This is a genomic window from Actinomycetospora sp. CA-101289 (genome assembly GCF_050955895.1).
Classification (GTDB): domain Bacteria; phylum Actinomycetota; class Actinomycetes; order Mycobacteriales; family Pseudonocardiaceae; genus Actinomycetospora.
The window spans coordinates 153,084-167,919 of sequence record NZ_CP192093.1; the positions used below are offsets into that span (position 1 = coordinate 153,084).

The following is a 14,836-nucleotide window of genomic DNA, read 5'->3' on the forward strand; positions in this document are numbered from 1 at the left end:
GCGCAGGCGTGTCGCTAGGGTCCCTCGGATGGGTCACGACGAGACGTGCGCCTCGTGACCGCCACGGCTCCGCTGCCGACCCTCGCCCCGGTCGCCGGCCCCACGCCGGCGACCCGGCCCCGGGTGGCCTGGCGCCCCGTGCTCCTGCTGGCCGGCGCGCTCGCGCTGGTGCACGGGATCGCGTCGGCCTGGTACGGGGCGTTCGGCGACGAGCTCTACTTCGTCGCGGCAGGCCGCCACCTCGCGTGGGGCTACGCCGACCAGCCGCCCCTGGTGCCGTGGCTCGCGGCGGCGCTCGACCACCTGGCGCCGGGGAACCTCGTCGTGCTGCGCCTGCCGGCGACGCTGGCGAGCGCCGGGCACGTCGTGCTCGCCGCGCTCCTCGCGGTGGAGATGGGTGGGCGCCGGCGCGCCCAGCTCCTCGCCGGCGCCGCCGTCGCGATCTCGCCGTTCTTCCTCGCCACCGGGCACCTGCTGGCGACCTCGACGCTCGACCCGGTCCTGTGGACCCTGCTGCTGTGGCTGGTCGTGCGCTGGATCCGCATCGACGTCGGCCTCCGGCGCGGCAGCTCCGCTCCGCTGCGTGCCGCAGGCCACGACGTGCTCCTCCTCGCCGCCGCCCCGGTGCTCGCGGTGGCCCTGTTCGGCAAGTTCCTCGTCCCCGTGCTCGTCGCGGGGCTCGCCGTCGGCGTGCTCCTGGCCGGCCCGCGCCGCCTGCTCGCCCGGCCGTCGCTGTGGATGGCGCTGGTCCTGGCCGCGGCGTCCACGGTGCCGACGCTGCTCTGGCAGGCCGCGCACGGCTGGCCGCAGCTGCGCATGGGCGCGGTGGTCGCGGCCGAAGGCGGCGTCACCGGCAACCAATGGTGCTTCCTGCCCTTCGCCGCCTGGGACGTCGGGCTCCTGCCCGGCGTCGTGCTCGGCGGGCTCGGGCTGTGGGCGCTCCTGCGCGTCGACGCCCTGCGGCCCTGGCGGGCGATCGGGATCGCCACCGTCGCCGTGGTCGCGGTGACGCTCGCGGGCGGCGGCCGGCCCTACTACGTCATGGGGATGGCCGCGGTCCTCGTCGCCGCCGGGGCCGTCGCGCTGCAGGACCGGGCGCCGGCGCGGTGGTGGTCGTGGACGGTGTCGGTGCCCGCGTTCGTCGCGTCCGCGCTCGTGGTCGCGGTGATCGCCCTGCCGGTCGGGCCGGCGTCCTGGCGGGTCGACCGCGGGGACTTCCTCGCCGCGGGCCAGGTCGGCTGGCAGAGCCTCACCGCCGACACCGCGGCCGCGCACCGGGCCCTGCCGCCCGACGAGCAGGCGCACACGACCGTGCTCGCCTGGTCGTACTGGTACGCCTCGGCGCTCGAGTACTACGGCCCCGCCGCCGGCCTGCCGCCGGTGTACAGCGGCCACCGCGGGTTCGGGTTCTTCGGCCCGCCCCCGGACGGGGCCCGCACCGCGATCCTCGTGGGCCCGGTCCGCGGGGCCGCGGACTTCTGCCGCACGCTCACGCCCCTGCCCCCGCACCGCGACCCCACGGCGAACGCCGTGATCAACGGCGACGTCCCGCTGACGCTCTGCACGCCCCGGGCGCCGTGGTCGCAGCTGTGGGGCTCGATCGTCGACATGCACTGAGGCGCCGCAGAATGGTCCCGTGAGACCACGGGGGGTGCCGGCGCGGGCCGTCGTGCTCGCGGTCGTCGTCCTCGTCGGCCTGGCCGGGTGCGCACGCCCGTCGACCCGGGAGGAGTCGGGCCCGCCGCCCCTGGGGACCAACGGCGCCCCGGTGCCCGCGCTCGACTGGCGCGCCTGCGGCGGGGCGTTCACCTGCGCCGACGTCACGGTGCCCCTGGACTACCGGCAACCGGCCGGGGAGACGATCAGCCTCGCCGCCGTCCGCCTACCCGCCACCGACCCGGCCGCCCGCATCGGCACCCTCGCGGTGAACTACGGCGGCCCCGGCACCCCGGCCACCTCGAGCCTGCGCCGGCTCGCGCAGCGCTTCGCTGGCCTGCGCGCGCGCTTCGACCTGCTCGCCGTCGATCCACGTGGAACCGGCGCGTCCGCCCCCGTCGACTGCGGCCCGTTCGGCGGCGACCGCGTGCCCGCGCCCGTCGGCCCCGCCCGCACCCCCGCGTTCTGGGCCTCGGCGGCCGAGCCGGGCCGGGCGTGCCTGGCGGGCACGGGCGAGCGGCTGCGCCACCTCTCGACGGCCAACGCCGCCCGCGACCTGGACCTCGTGCGCCAGTCGCTGGGCGAGCCCACGCTCAGCCTCTACGGCTACTCCTACGGCACCTACTCGGCCGGGACGTACGCCAACCTCTTCCCGGACCACACGCGGGCGATGGTGCTCGACGGCAGCCTCGACCTCGTCGCCAACGCCGCCGGCGCGCCCGGCACCGAGCGCCTCCCGGTCGACGTGCGGGCCGGGGTGAGCGAGGCCTGGGAGGAGGCGTTCGGCGTCGCGCTCGACCGGTGCGCGGCCGCGCCCTCGTGCCCGCTCGGCCCCGATCCCCGGGCCCGCGCCACCGACGTCCTCGCCGCGTCCGCCGCCGGCACCCTCGGCGCCACGACGAACGCCGAGCTCGTCGCGCGCATCGACCGCGCGCTGCAGACCGAGGGCCGGCTGCCCGGGATGGTGCGCTCGCTGGCCGCGCTCGCGCCGGGCGCGCCGCCCTCGGGCGGGCGGATCCCCCTGGCCGCGGCGCCGTGGGCCCCGGAGCACTCGCCGTCCTACCTGGCGATCCAGTGCACCGACGCCGTCACGCCTTCGGCCGCCGACATGGACGCGGCGGTGGTGGACGAGCAGGCGGCGCACCCGATCGTCGGGGCGTCGACGGCGCTCAACCACGCGATGTGCGTGGACTGGCCGGCGATCGACCCCGACCGCTACCTCGGGCCGTGGAACGCGCCCCTCGCCGCGACGGCGCTGCTGGTCAACTCGCGGTGGGACCCGACGACGCCGCTGATCGACGCCCGCGCGACCGCGTCGCAGCTGTCGGCGGCGCACGTCCTCGTCGTCGACGCCATCGGGCACACGACCCTCGACGCCCCGAGCCGCTGCGCGCAGGACGCGTACACCGTCTACCTGCTCGACCCCACCGTCACGCCGCCCGAGGAGTGCCCGGCCGGGCTCTGAACCGCCATCCCCGCACGCACCGCGTCCGCCGAGCCCCGCGGGCCGACGTAGCCGTCGGGCCGGATCGCGACCACCTCGCCGGGCGCGAGCGCGTAGGTCGCAGCCGCGGGCCCCTCGGCGGGGACGACGACCACCGTCGCCCCCGGGACCTCGACGGCGGTGTCGGTGGTCAGCAGCGTCCAGTCGGCCTCGCGGCGGCGCAGGAACACGGTGCTGGTACCGGTGGGGGCGTCGGGCGCGCGGTCGCCGGGCCGGGGTCCCGGCGCGCCGCCGTCCGGCTCCCCGAGCGGGCCGCCGCGGTAGGAGAGCGCGAGCTGGGAGGTCTCGCGCCGCTGCGTGGCGGTGCGCGCCCCCATCGCCTGCCCGGTGAGCTCGGCGGAGAGCCCGAGCACGCCGGCGGCGACCGGCAGGCGCTCGGCGGTGTAGGTGTCGAGCAGCGCCGGGTCGGCCCCGCGGAGCACGGCGGCGAGCTTCCAGCCGAGGTTCACCGCGTCGCCGATGCCGGTGTTCATGCCCTGCGCGCCGGCCGGGGAGTGCACGTGGGCGGCGTCGCCGGCGAGGAACACCGGGCCCACCCGGTAGTCGGCCACCATGCGCACGTTGAGGCGCCACACCGAGCGCCACGCCACCGTGCGCAGCCGCACCCGCGGGCCCCGCGCCGCCACGATCTCCGCGAGCACCGCCTCGTCGGGCTCGCGGTCGTCGAGCGGGCCGGCCTGGAGCTGCCAGGTGGGTGACGCGGGCAGCGGGCACAGCGCGACCCACGAGTACGGCGCGGGGTCGGGCGACCCCCACTGGTGCCAGTGGTCGCGGTCGAGGCCCTCGAGCTCGACGTCGGCCACCACCATCCGTACCTCCTGGCGCGTCTCGCCGAGGAACGGCACCCCGAGCCGCCGGCGCACCGTGCTGCCGCCGCCGTCGGCGCCCACGAGGTGGCGGGCGCGCAGCGTCCCGGCCGTCGTCGCCACCTCGACCCCGTCGGCGCCGATCGCCAGGTCCTCCACGCGCACGCCCTGCTCCGGCACGACCCCGAAGTCCGCGAGGCGCTCGCGCAGCACCTGCTCGACGCGCCACTGGGGCAGGAGCAGGGTCGAGGGCCACGGGGTGTCCGGCGTCGCGGGGACGGCGCGGCCGGGCTCGTCCTGGACCTCGCCGCCGGGACCGTGGCGACGGACGGGCAGATCGGAGCGACCCAGCGCCACGAGCCGGTCGGTGACGCCCCCGACGGCGTCGAGCAGCTCCAGCGAGCGGGGCTGGAGCCCCTTGCCCCGCGAGCCCGCGAACGGCGCGGGCGCCGCGTCGAGCAGGCGCACGGCGACGCCCCGCCGTGCGAGCTCCAGGGCCGTCGTCAGCCCGGTCGGGCCCGCGCCCGCCACGATCACCTCGGTGTCCATGTCCGAGAACGCTAGGCCGAAGTGGAACGGAGTATCAAGTAGTACTCGGTACCATTAGAGTCACGTGCCAGACTGCTCGCGTGACCGACCCGGGCCTGCGCCAGCGCAAGAAGGCCCGCACCCGGGCCGACCTGCAGCGCCACGCCCTGCGGCTGTTCCGCGACCGCGGGTGGGCCGCGACCACGGTGGACGACATCGCCGCGGCGGCCGAGGTCTCGCGCAGCACGTTCTTCCGCTACTTCCCGACCAAGGAGGACGTGCTCCTCCTCGACGACGTCGACCCGCTCTACGAGCAGGCCTTCCGGGCGCTCCCGGCCGGCACGCCGCTGCTCGAGGCCCTGCGCCTCTGCGTGCGCACCGCCTTCGCCTCGCTCGACGAGGAGAAGCGCGTGCTCGAGGAGGTGCGCATGGACCTCGCGCGCTCCGTGCCGGAGGTGGCGGCCGTGCTGCGCGAGCGGAACACGTGGGGGGTCGAGGCGAGCGCGCGGATGGTGTCCGCGGCTGTGGGGCGCCCGGCCACCGACCCGGACGTCGTCCTGTTCGCCGGCGTGGTCACCGGCGCGCGGCTGGCCGCGCAGGCGCTGGTGCATGCCGACCCGTCGCGCGGCTACATCGACACCCTCGACGCGGTCCTCGGGCGCCTCGCCGACGGGGTCCCGCTGGCCGACGCCCCCATCGCCACCATCGCCACCGAGCCCGCCGGGAGGGCAGCCCCGTGACACCTCTGCGTCCCTACATCCTCGACGACGCGGCGACGATGGAGTACCAGCGCCTGGACCTCATGTCGAAGATCCTCGATCCGTGGACGCGGGGCTACCTCGAGGGCGTCGGCGTCGGCCTCGGCTGGCACTGCCTGGAGCTCGGCGGCGGCAACGGCAGCGTCGCCGAGTGGCTGTGCGGGGTGGTCGGCCCGTTCGGGAGCGTGACGTCGGTCGACGTCAACACCGCGCTGCTCGACCTGGTGCCCGCGCCGAACCTCACCGTGCACGAGGCGGACGTCCGCACCAGCGGGCTGCCCGCCGGAGCCTACGACCTCGTCACCGGCCGTGCCGTGTTGCACCAGATCAGCGAGCACGCCCCGCAGGTGCTCGCGCAGCTCGCTGCGGCGGTGAAGCCGGGCGGGTGGCTCGTGGTGCAGGAGCCGGACTTCCACCTCGCGCCCACCACCGAGCCCGAGGCGTGGGCCGCGACCTGGCGGGGCCTGCTGGCGTGGGGCCGCGACAGCGGGGTCGACTGGTACATCGGGCGGCGGCTGCCGGGGATGGTCGACGCCCTCGGGCTCGGGCGGCCGCAGGCGAAGACCGACGTGCAGGACATCCGCGGGCGGGATCGCGGCGCGCTCTACTTCAAGCTGTTCTTCGCCGAGGTGCGCGACCGGGTCCTCGCCAGCGGCCACCTCGACGCGGCCACGCTGGACGCCGCCACGGCGGTGCTGGACGACCCGGCGTCCTGGACCCAGTGCTGGATGATGACCGCCGTGTGGGCGCAGCGGCCACCGGCCGGCGCCTAGTCGGGCTCGCGCAGCACGACCTCGGGCAGGAATCCGTGCTGGTAGAGGCGCTTCTCGCGCACCATCGGCGAGAACAGCGCCGCCATGAACAGCGTCGCGAACAGCACGAACAGCGGCAGCGCGAGGCGGAGCCACCCGGGTCCGGGCAGGAGCGCCAGCAGCGCCGCCGGCGTGGCCTGCACCGCCGAGCGCGAGAGGTGGCGCAGGAACCACGTGCGCGCCGTGAGGTCGTGCAGCACCCACGGCGCGTAGCGCACGGGCAGCCGCGCGCCGAACGCGTACCCGACCCAGCGCAGGACGCCGGGGCGGGTCATCCGGCCGTCGGCCCTGTGAGTGCTTGTCCGTGCCCCGACACGGACGATCGCTCACGAGGCCGCAGGCCCAAGGCGACCGCGGCGAGGTGGGCCAGGTGCACCGGCTCGTGGCCCGTGTCGTCGAGCTGGCGGATCTGGGTGCGGCACGAGAAGCCGTCGGCGAGCACGGCGGTGTCCGCGTCGGCGCCCCGCACCGCGGGCAGCAGGCCGCGCTCGGCGCAGGCCGTCGACACCTCGTAGTGCCCCTGCTCGAACCCGAAGTTGCCGGCGAGCCCGCAGCAGCCCTCGTCGAGCACCGCGGTCTCGACGCCGAGCGCGTCGAGCACGGCGCGATCGGCGTCGTAGCCCATCGCCGCGTACTGGTGGCAGTGCACCTGCGCGATCGCCCGCTGGCCCGTCGTCACGACGCCCGCGCGCAGCTCGTCGAGGTGCGACGCGAGCACCTCGGCCAGCGTGCGCGTCGACGCCTGCATCCGGACGGCGTCCTCGTCGTCCGGGCCGAGGAGCTCGGTGAGGTCCTGGCGCAGGGTCGCGGTGCACGACGGCTCGAGGCCGACCACGGGCACGCCGTCGTCGAGCCACGGCTTGACCGCCGCGATGCTGCGGCGCACCACGGCGCGGGCGGTGTCGAGCTGGCCGGTGGTGTGCCAGGTCAGCCCGCAGCACACCTGCCCGGTGGGCAGCTCGACGCGGTAGCCGAGGTGCTCGAGCACCGCGATCGCGTCGAGCGCGAGGTCGGGGTCGAACGCCGAGGTGAACGTGTCGGGCCAGAGCAGGAGCCGGGGCTTGCGGCTCTCGTGCCGTGCCGAGCGGTCCCCGACCAGGCGCCGCAGCGGGCGCGGCGCCAGCGGCGGGATGTCGCGCTGCGGGGCGATGCCGCCGAGGCGCTTGGCCACCCCCGCCAGCGCCGGCCGCCGCGCCAGGGCGTTGGCCAGGCGCGGCAGCCCGGGCACGGCGGTCGCGAGGCGCAGCCAGCGCGGCAGGTACCCCATCGACCAGTGGCTGCGCGGGCGCTCGCGGGCGCGCCCGGCGTAGTGCTGGGAGAGGAACTCGGCCTTGTAGGTGGCCATGTCCACGCCCACCGGGCAGTCGCGCTGGCAGGCCTTGCAGCTCAGGCAGAGGTCGAGCGCGTCGCGGACCTCGGTGGAGCGCCAGCCGTCGGGCACGAGCTGCCCGGACGCCATCTCGAAGAGCAGCCGCGCGCGCCCGCGGGTGGAGTGCATCTCCTCGCCGGTGACGCGGTAGCTCGGGCACATGTAGCCGCCCGAGTCGGTGATGCACTTGGCGACGCCGATGCAGCGGCGGGTGGCGCGGGTGAAGCTGCCGCGGTCGTCGGTGTAGTGCAGCTCGGTGCGCGGCCCGATCGTGGGCACGCCGACGAAGACCTTGAGGTCGTCGTCCATCTTCTTCGGGTCCACCACGCGGCCGGGGTTCATGCGGCCCTCGGGGTCCCACACCGCCTTGAACGCGCCGAACGCGTCGATCAGCGCGGGGCTGTAGGTGCGCGAGAGCAGCTCGGCGCGCGCCTGCCCGTCGCCGTGCTCGCCGGAGACCGACCCGCCGTGCTCGGCGACGAGGTCGGCGGCGTCGAGCAGGAACGAGCGGAAGTTCGCGAGGCCGGGGCGCGTGAGCAGGTCGAAGTCGATGCGCACGTGCAGGCAGCCTTCGCCGAAGTGCCCGTAGTAGGCCCCCTGGCGCCCGTGGCGGGCGAGCAGCGCGTCGAACTCGCGCAGGTAGGAGCCCAGCGTCGCCGGCGGGACCGCGGCGTCCTCCCAGCCCGGCCACGCCTCGCCCCCGTCGGGGGAGCGGGTGACGATGCCCGAACCGTCCTCGCGGATCTTCCACAGCGCGCGCATCGCGCGCGGCTCCGAGACGACCTTGACGCTCGCCCCGTAGCGCGCCATCTCGCGGCCGATGGCCTCGGCCTTCGCCGTCGCCTCGGCGCGGTCCTCGCCGCCGGTCTCCACGTAGAGCCAGCCCTTGCCCTCGGGCAGCTGCTCGTGGGTGCGGTCGTCGGGACGGCTCGCGCGCAGGGCGCCGATGACGCCGACGTCGACGCCCTCGATCGTCAGCGGGGCGTGCTCGCGGATCGGCAGGACGTGGTCCGCGGCGACGTAGGCGTCGGGGAAGCCGAGCACGCACAGCGCCCGCGCGGCCGGGGCCTCGACGAGCTCGACCGTCGCCTCCATGAACGTCGCGCACGTGCCCTCGGTGCCGACGAGGGCACCGGCGAGGTCGACGCCCTCGTCGTCGAGCAGCTGGTCGAGGTTGTAGCCGCTGACCCGCCGGGTGAGGCCCTCGACCACCAGCTCGTCGCGCACGATGCGCTGGGTGCGGTCGCGCAGCGCCGCCAGCTCCCGGTACACCGCGCCCTCGCGTCCGGGCCGCTGCTGGGCGGCCTGCAGGTCGGGCGTGCGGCCCACCGTCATCCGCGTGCCGTCGGCCAGCAGGACGTCGAGCTCGCGCACGTTGTCGACGGTCTTGCCCCACGCCACGGAGTGCGACCCGCAGGCGTTGTTGGCGATCATCCCGCCCAGCGTGCAGCGGTTGTGCGTCGACGGGTCCGGGCCGAACGTCAGCCCGTACGGGCGCGCCGCCTCGCGGAGGTCGTCGAGCACGACGCCGGGCTGGACGCGGGCGGTGCGGGCGTCGGGGTCGATCTCGAGCACGCGGTCGAGGTGGCGCGAGAAGTCGATCACGACGGCCTCGTTGACCGACTGCCCGCCGATGCTCGTGCTCGCCCCGCGCGGCAGCAGGGGCACGCCGTGGCGGCGCGCGACGTCCACCGTGGCCTCGACGTCGTCGAGGTCGACGGGCTGCACCACGCCGATGGGGACGTGGCGGTAGTTCGACCCGTCCGCCGACCACATGGCCCGGCTCGCGGTGTCGAAGCGCACCCGACCGCGCACCGACGACCGGAGCTCCTCGGCGAGGTGGGACGCGGCGGACGGACGGCGCATCGTGGTCATCGTGCTCCAGTCTGCGCTGGTGGCCGTGCCTTGTCGCAGCGAACGGGCTGTTCGCTGCTTCTAGGCGCGCGAAGTCCCCGTTCGTGCCGGCTCGAGGTCGGCGACGTGCGTGCGCGGCGCGCGGTCGAGCATGCCCGTCGCGGCGTCCGGGGCGTCGAGGAGCACCAGGTCAGCGCGGGCGCCGGGCACGACGTCGTGCGCCGGGTCGCCGAGCAGGGCCGCCGCGTCGCCGGTGGTGAGGTCGAGCAGCGTGTCGGGGTCGACGCCCTGCATGTGCCCGAGTATCAGCGCGGTGTCGAAGGCGTCGACGGTGCCGAACGGGGTGAAGGCGTTGCGGACGTTGTTCGACGAGCACGCGACGCGGACACCGGCGTCGCGCAGCTCGCGCACCGGGGCCGAGGCGCCGACGAGGTAGAGGTCGGTGGGCGGCAGCACGACGACGCCGACCCCGGCGACGGCGAGGGCGTCGGCGGTGCGCCGCCGACGGTCGGCGTCCAGGGCGGCGAGCGTGGTGACGTGGCCCAGCACGACGTGGCCGTCGAGGCCCGCGGCGTGGGTCATCGCCGCGATCTCGGCGGCGAGGTCGTGGCGGGGGTCGTCGGCGCCCGCGGCGAAGTCGGCGTGCACGTCCACCGGCACCCCGTGCTGCGCGGCGAGGTCGAGGACGTCGCGGACATGGTCGCGGCAGGCGTCGACGTCGTCCTCGGCGTAGCTGCACGCCCCGAGCACGTCGGCGCCGCGGCGCAGGGCCTCGACGAGCAGGTCGCGGGTGCCGGGGCGCGCGGCGATCCTTTCCTGGGGGAACGCGACGACCTGGATCGCGATCCGGCCGGCCCACGCGTCGCGGAGCTCGAGCAGCACCTCGAGGCTGGTCAGGCCGACGGTGGGGTCGACGTCGACAGGGGTGCGGACGCGGGTGGTGCCGGCGGCGTGGGCGCGCTCGAGGACGTCGGTGGCGCGGGTGCGGACGTCGTCGGGGGTGAAGGACGCCTTGCGCTCGGCGGTGCGGGCGACGGCGTCGTCGAGCGAGCCGACGACCTCGGCGCCGAGCATCGCCTTGTCCAGGTGCAGGTGGGGCTCGACGAGGCCGGGGAGGACGAGGCGGCCGGCGCCGTTCACGACCGGGCCGGGGTGCTCGAGGTCGGCACCGACCGCGGTGATGCGCCCGTCGACGACGGCGACGTCGACCGGGCCGTCCGCGGTGCGCGTGCGGACGTCGGTCAGGAGCCAGGTGTCGCGAGCAGCCACGAGACGTCCGTACCCGCCGCGAGCTCCGCCGGCTCCTGACCGCGGCGGAAGAGGCGGGCGGTGTAGCCGTCGAGGGTCAGGCGCTCGCCCGACCGCAGGAGCCACGCGCCCTCGCGGAGCCCGACGACGGCGACGGCGTTCTCCTCGTGGAACTCGGCGATCCGCTCCTCGCGGGTCTCGCCGCGGTGCGTGGAGTGCGGGTCGGGGTCGAGGTAGTGCGGGTTGATCTGCACGGGGATCCGCGCGAGGGCGTCGAGCCCGCCGGGCTCGACGATCGGCATGTCGTTGGTGGTCCGGATCGTCGGGCAGGCGAGGTTGGAGCCGGCGCTGGCCCCGGCGTAGCGGAGATCGGTGCGCTCGCGCAGGGCGGCGAGGACGCCGTTGTCGCCGAGCCGCCGGCGCAGGCGGAAGGTGTTGCCGCCGCCGACGAAGACGGTCTCGCGCTCGGGGTCGGCGGCGCGGAGGGTGGCGGCGGGGTCGGGCTCGCGGTGCAGGCCGCGCAGGTCGACGTCGCCGAGCACCTCGCGCAGGGCGTCGCCCACCCAGCCGGTGTAGTCGTCGAGCTCACCGCCGGCCCAGGGCACGAACCAGACGGTCCGCGACCCGAGGTGCTCGCGCAGCGGGGCGACCGCGTGCGCGAACGGCACCTGGGCGCCGGGCGGGCGCGAGTTCGAGAACAGCAGCGAGTCGGCGGCCACGGGCGTGATCCTCGCCGTCCTCCAGAGGTGCCTGGCGCACGGGGTGTGCCAGCCTGGCGGCCACGCTGGCGTTCAACGCCAGTTTTCCCACCAGCTCGACCCGAAACGCGGCGGGTGGCCCGCGACGAAGATCGTGGGGGCTCTGCACGCGTTGAACGCCAGCGTGGCCGCCACGCTGGCACTGGGGCATCAGGAGACAGGAGTGCGCGCAGGGACGGCCGGGGTGCCCAGCGGCACGAGGCGCAGGGCGCCGGGGGCGTCGGCGGGGACCACGGGCGCGCGCGGAGGCACGGGCTCCACGCGGCGGTAGGGCGCGCCGAGCTCCGGGCGCGGGTCGGCCTCGCCCTTGTTCGGCCAGAACGCCATGGCCCGCTCGGCCTGCGCGGTGATCGTCAGCGACGGGTTCACCCCGAGGTTCGCCGACAGCGCCGCGCCGTCCACCACGTGCAGCCCGGGGTGCCCGAAGAGTCGCTGGTAACCGTCGACCACGCCGTGCTCGGGGTCCGGGCCGATGGGGCAGCCGCCGATGAAGTGCGCGGTCATCGGCATGTTCACCGCCTCGCCCCAGGTGCCGCCGGGGTCGCCGTCGATGATCTCGGCGATCCGGCGCACCGTGTCGTTGGCGGCCGGGATCCACGTCGGGTTCGGGGTGCCGTGGCCCTGCCGCGACACCAGCCGCCCGAAGCGCCGCCGCACGGTGATCGAGTTGTCCAGCGACTGCATGACCAGCGCGATCACCGTGCGCTCCGACCAGCGCCGCTTGTCCAGCGAGCGCACGAAGGTCCGCGGGTGCCGGACGATGCCGCCGAGCAGCTTGAGCGCGCGCGGCACCCGCCCGTCGCCGTCGGTCATCAGCGTCGTCAGCAGGCCCATCGCGTTGCTGCCGTAGCCGTAGCGGCAGGGCTCGACGTGCGTGTCCTCGTCGGGGTGCCAGGACGAGGTGATCGCGACGCCGCGGGTGAAGTCGCGCGGGCCGCCGCGCTCCGCCGCCCGGTGCGCCGAGGCCCCGACGAGCGCCTCCGAGTTCGTCCGCGTGAGCTCCCCGAGCCGTCGCGAGATCTGCGGCAGCACGCCGGTGTCGCGCAGCCGGTGCAGCAGCGTCTGTGTGCCCCACGTGCCGGCCGAGAAGACGACCTGGTCCGCGGTGTACGTGATCCGCTGCCGACGCCGCCGCGTGCCGCGGGTGTCGACGGCGTAGCCCGTCGCGGTCGGGCGCACGGTCCGCACGGTCGTCTCCGGGTGCACGACCGCGCCCGCCGCCTCCGCGAGCGCCAGGTAGTTGGTCTCCAGCGTGTTCTTCGCGCCGTAGCGGCAGCCGGTCATGCACTCGCCGCACTCCAGGCAGCCGGTGCGCGCCGGGCCCGCCCCGCCGAAGAACGGGTCCGGCGCCGTGACGCCCGGCCCCTCGCCGAAGTACACGCCGACCTGCGTCGGGCTGACCGTGTCGCCCCGCCCGCGCTCCTGCGCGACCTGCCGCATCACGACGTCCGACGGCGTCACCGACGGCTGCGTCACGACGCCGAGCATCCGGGTCGCCTGGTCGTAGAACGCGTCGAGCTCGTCGCGCCAGTCGGTCATCGACGCCCACTGCGCGTCGCGGTAGAACGCGTCGCTCTTGGGCCGGTAGAGCGTGTTGGCGTAGTTCAGCGAGCCCCCGCCGACGCCCGCGCCCGCGAGCACCACGACGTCGCGCAGCACGTGGATGCGCTGGATGCCGTAGCAGCCGAGCCACGGCGCCCAGAGGAAGTTCCGCACGTCCCACGACGTCGAGGGCAGCGTCTCCGGGGTGAAGCGCCGGCCCGCCTCGAGGACGCCGACGCGGTAGCCCTTCTCGGCGAGGCGCAGCGCGGTGACGCTGCCCCCGAACCCGGACCCGACGACGAGCACGTCGTAGTGCTCCCCCTGCTGCGACACCCCGAGAGATTAACCCGTCGGTAGCTGTGACGGCAGGTCACAGACACAGTGCGATTCAGGGCACGAGCACGACCTTGCCCACGGCCCCGTTCTCCACCGCCTCGTGCGCGGCGACGACGTCGTCGAGCCCGTAGCGGGTGATCGGCAGCGGCGAGAGCGCCCCGCTGCCGGCGGCGTCCGCGGTCCACGCCACCGCGGCCTCGAGCTGCGCGGACGGCACGCCGTAGAGCAGCACGTAGCTGATCGTGGCGTTCGCGACCATGAACCGCCGCGTCGGCACCACCGGGTCGTTCGGCTCGTTCGCGTACACCGCGATCACCGTCCCGGCGCCCGCGACGGCGAGGTCCAGCTCGAGGTTGGCACCCAGCGCGACCTCGACGACGCGGTCGACCCGCTCGGTGAAGCCCCGCACGCGCTCCACGGCCCCGGGCTCGCGGTAGTTGACGACGAGGTCGGCGCCGGCAGCACGGGCCAGCTCGCCCTTCTCGTCCGAGCTCACGGTGGTGACGACGCGCGCGCCGGCGTGCTTGGCCAGCTCGATCGCGTAGTGCCCGACCGCCCCGGCCCCGCCCGCGACCAGCACGTCGCGGCCCCGCAGCGCCGCCGGGTCGCCGACCCCGCCCACGAGCAGGCAGTGCGCCGCGGTCACGGCGGGCACGCCGAGGCACGCGCCCAGCTCGTCGGGGGCGTCGCCGGGCAGCGGGCGGACGTGCGCGACGGGCAGCACGCTGTACTCGGCGGCGGTGCCGTAACGGTTGCCGAAGGCGGACAGGAAGAGCCAGACGCGCTGCCCGACGAGCCCGTCGTCGACCCCCTCGCCGACGGCGTCGACGACGCCGACTCCGTCCTGGTGCGGGATCTGGAAGCTGTCGGGGTCCTGGCCGGTGAGCCCGGCGCGGGTCTTCCAGTCCGTGGGGTTGATCCCGGACGCCGTGATGCGGACCCGGACCTCGCCGGCCCCGGGGTCGGGCGTGTCGACGTCCTCCACCGAGAGCACCTCGGCGGCCGGGCCGGTCCGGCGGTAGATCGCTGCCTTCATGCCCGCCAGGTGCCCCCGATCGGCGCGGGCTATCCGGGCCGGTCCACGGCCTCCCGCAGCGCCGCGAACGCCGCCGCGAGGCTCGCCGGGGTGTGGTGGGCGTTGAGCCCGCTGGGGTTCGGCAGCACCCACAGGCCGGTCGCCCCGAGGGTCCGCTCCTGGCGGCCCACGGCGGCCTTCCGCTCGGCGAACGCCACCCGGTAGGCCCCGATCCCGACCACCGCCAGCCACGCCGGGCGGACCTCCGCGACGAGCGCGCGCAGCCGCTCGCCGCCGGCCACCAGCTCGGCGTCGTCGAGCTCGTCGGCGCGCGCGGTGGCGCGCGGTGCGACGTTGGTGATGCCCAGCCCGAGCCCGGGCAGCAGGTGCTGCTCGGCCGGCGCGAACCGGCGTGGCGTGAAGCCGGCGGCGTGCAGCGCGGGCCAGAACCGGTTGCCGGGGCGCGCGAAGTGGTGCCCGGTCGCCGCCGAGAGCAGCCCCGGGTTGATGCCGCAGAACAGCACGCGCAGCGGCGGGTCGTCGGGACCGGGCAGGACGTCGGGGAGCAGCCGGTCGCGGGCGGCCTCGAGCTGCTCGGCGGTGAACCCCACCCGGCGAGTATCCGCCGGACGCCCGTCCCCATCGGCCGT

12 protein-coding genes are annotated in these 14,836 nt (G+C 75.9%); 4 read left to right on the forward strand and 8 right to left on the reverse strand.

All coding sequences use genetic code 11. The features are described from left to right. Window positions 1-54: 54 nt before the first annotated feature. Window positions 55-1,617, forward strand: coding sequence for a glycosyltransferase family 39 protein (locus ACQPX6_RS00735; RefSeq protein ID WP_433784772.1), 1,563 nt, complete (start codon window positions 55-57; stop codon window positions 1,615-1,617). A gap of 19 nt (window positions 1,618-1,636) precedes the next feature. Then, entirely contained in the window at window positions 1,637-3,121 is a 1,485-nt protein-coding gene (locus ACQPX6_RS00740) for an alpha/beta fold hydrolase (RefSeq protein WP_433784773.1), read from the forward strand. On the opposite strand, the gene ACQPX6_RS00745 is transcribed toward ACQPX6_RS00740, so the two are convergent. Then, a complete protein-coding gene (locus ACQPX6_RS00745) occupies window positions 3,067-4,515 on the reverse strand; it encodes an FAD-dependent monooxygenase (RefSeq protein WP_433784775.1) in 1,449 nt (482 codons plus the stop codon). The two genes, ACQPX6_RS00740 and ACQPX6_RS00745, sit on opposite strands and share 55 nt — an antisense overlap. Window positions 4,516-4,595: 80 nt before the next feature. Here ACQPX6_RS00745 and ACQPX6_RS00750 point away from each other — a divergent pair, with 80 nt between their 5' ends. Further along, window positions 4,596-5,234 (forward strand): TetR family transcriptional regulator, encoded by a 639-nt coding sequence (locus ACQPX6_RS00750; RefSeq protein WP_433784776.1) that lies wholly within the window; start codon window positions 4,596-4,598, stop codon window positions 5,232-5,234. Then, on the forward strand, window positions 5,231-6,025 hold the full coding sequence (locus tag ACQPX6_RS00755) for a class I SAM-dependent methyltransferase (RefSeq protein WP_433784777.1): 795 nt from the start codon (window positions 5,231-5,233) through the stop codon (window positions 6,023-6,025). The genes ACQPX6_RS00750 and ACQPX6_RS00755 overlap by 4 nt, the downstream gene beginning before the upstream one ends. On the opposite strand, the gene ACQPX6_RS00760 is transcribed toward ACQPX6_RS00755, so the two are convergent. The 7 genes from ACQPX6_RS00760 to mug form a co-directional block, all read right to left on the reverse strand. Continuing rightward, window positions 6,022-6,339 (reverse strand): DUF5313 family protein, encoded by a 318-nt coding sequence (locus ACQPX6_RS00760; RefSeq protein ID WP_433784778.1) that lies wholly within the window; start codon window positions 6,337-6,339, stop codon window positions 6,022-6,024. The genes ACQPX6_RS00755 and ACQPX6_RS00760 overlap by 4 nt on opposite strands. Next, on the reverse strand, window positions 6,336-9,299 hold the full coding sequence (locus ACQPX6_RS00765) for an FAD-binding and (Fe-S)-binding domain-containing protein (RefSeq protein ID WP_433784779.1): 2,964 nt from the start codon (window positions 9,297-9,299) through the stop codon (window positions 6,336-6,338). The genes ACQPX6_RS00760 and ACQPX6_RS00765 overlap by 4 nt, the downstream gene beginning before the upstream one ends. 69 nt (window positions 9,300-9,368) lie before the next feature. Next, window positions 9,369-10,556: an amidohydrolase family protein gene (locus ACQPX6_RS00770; RefSeq protein ID WP_433784780.1), complete on the reverse strand. Its 1,188-nt coding sequence runs from the start codon at window positions 10,554-10,556 to the stop codon at window positions 9,369-9,371. Next, entirely contained in the window at window positions 10,529-11,254 is a 726-nt protein-coding gene (gene pepE / locus ACQPX6_RS00775) for a dipeptidase PepE (RefSeq protein ID WP_433784781.1), read from the reverse strand. Before pepE ends, ACQPX6_RS00770 begins: the two co-directional genes overlap by 28 nt. Before the next feature lie 189 nt (window positions 11,255-11,443). Continuing rightward, window positions 11,444-13,168, reverse strand: a complete 1,725-nt coding sequence (locus ACQPX6_RS00780) for an FAD-dependent oxidoreductase (RefSeq protein ID WP_433784782.1) — start codon at window positions 13,166-13,168, stop codon at window positions 11,444-11,446. 55 nt (window positions 13,169-13,223) lie between these two features. After that, complete coding sequence (locus tag ACQPX6_RS00785) at window positions 13,224-14,207, reverse strand: NADPH:quinone reductase (RefSeq protein ID WP_433784783.1); 984 nt, start codon at window positions 14,205-14,207, stop codon at window positions 13,224-13,226. A 29-nt stretch (window positions 14,208-14,236) separates the two neighbouring features. Then, window positions 14,237-14,797, reverse strand: a complete 561-nt coding sequence (gene mug / locus ACQPX6_RS00790) for a G/U mismatch-specific DNA glycosylase (protein WP_433784784.1) — start codon at window positions 14,795-14,797, stop codon at window positions 14,237-14,239. Between the last annotated feature and the right edge of the window lie 39 nt (window positions 14,798-14,836).

Coding starts and splice junctions, on each gene's coding strand:
- ACQPX6_RS00745 (WP_433784775.1), bottom strand. CDS start 4,515: ATGGACACCGAGGTGATCGTGGCGGGCGCGGGCCCGACCGGGCTGACG.
- ACQPX6_RS00760 (WP_433784778.1), bottom strand. CDS start 6,339: ATGACCCGCCCCGGCGTCCTGCGCTGGGTCGGGTACGCGTTCGGCGCG.
- ACQPX6_RS00765 (WP_433784779.1), bottom strand. CDS start 9,299: ATGCGCCGTCCGTCCGCCGCGTCCCACCTCGCCGAGGAGCTCCGGTCG.
- ACQPX6_RS00785 (WP_433784783.1), bottom strand. CDS start 14,207: ATGAAGGCAGCGATCTACCGCCGGACCGGCCCGGCCGCCGAGGTGCTC.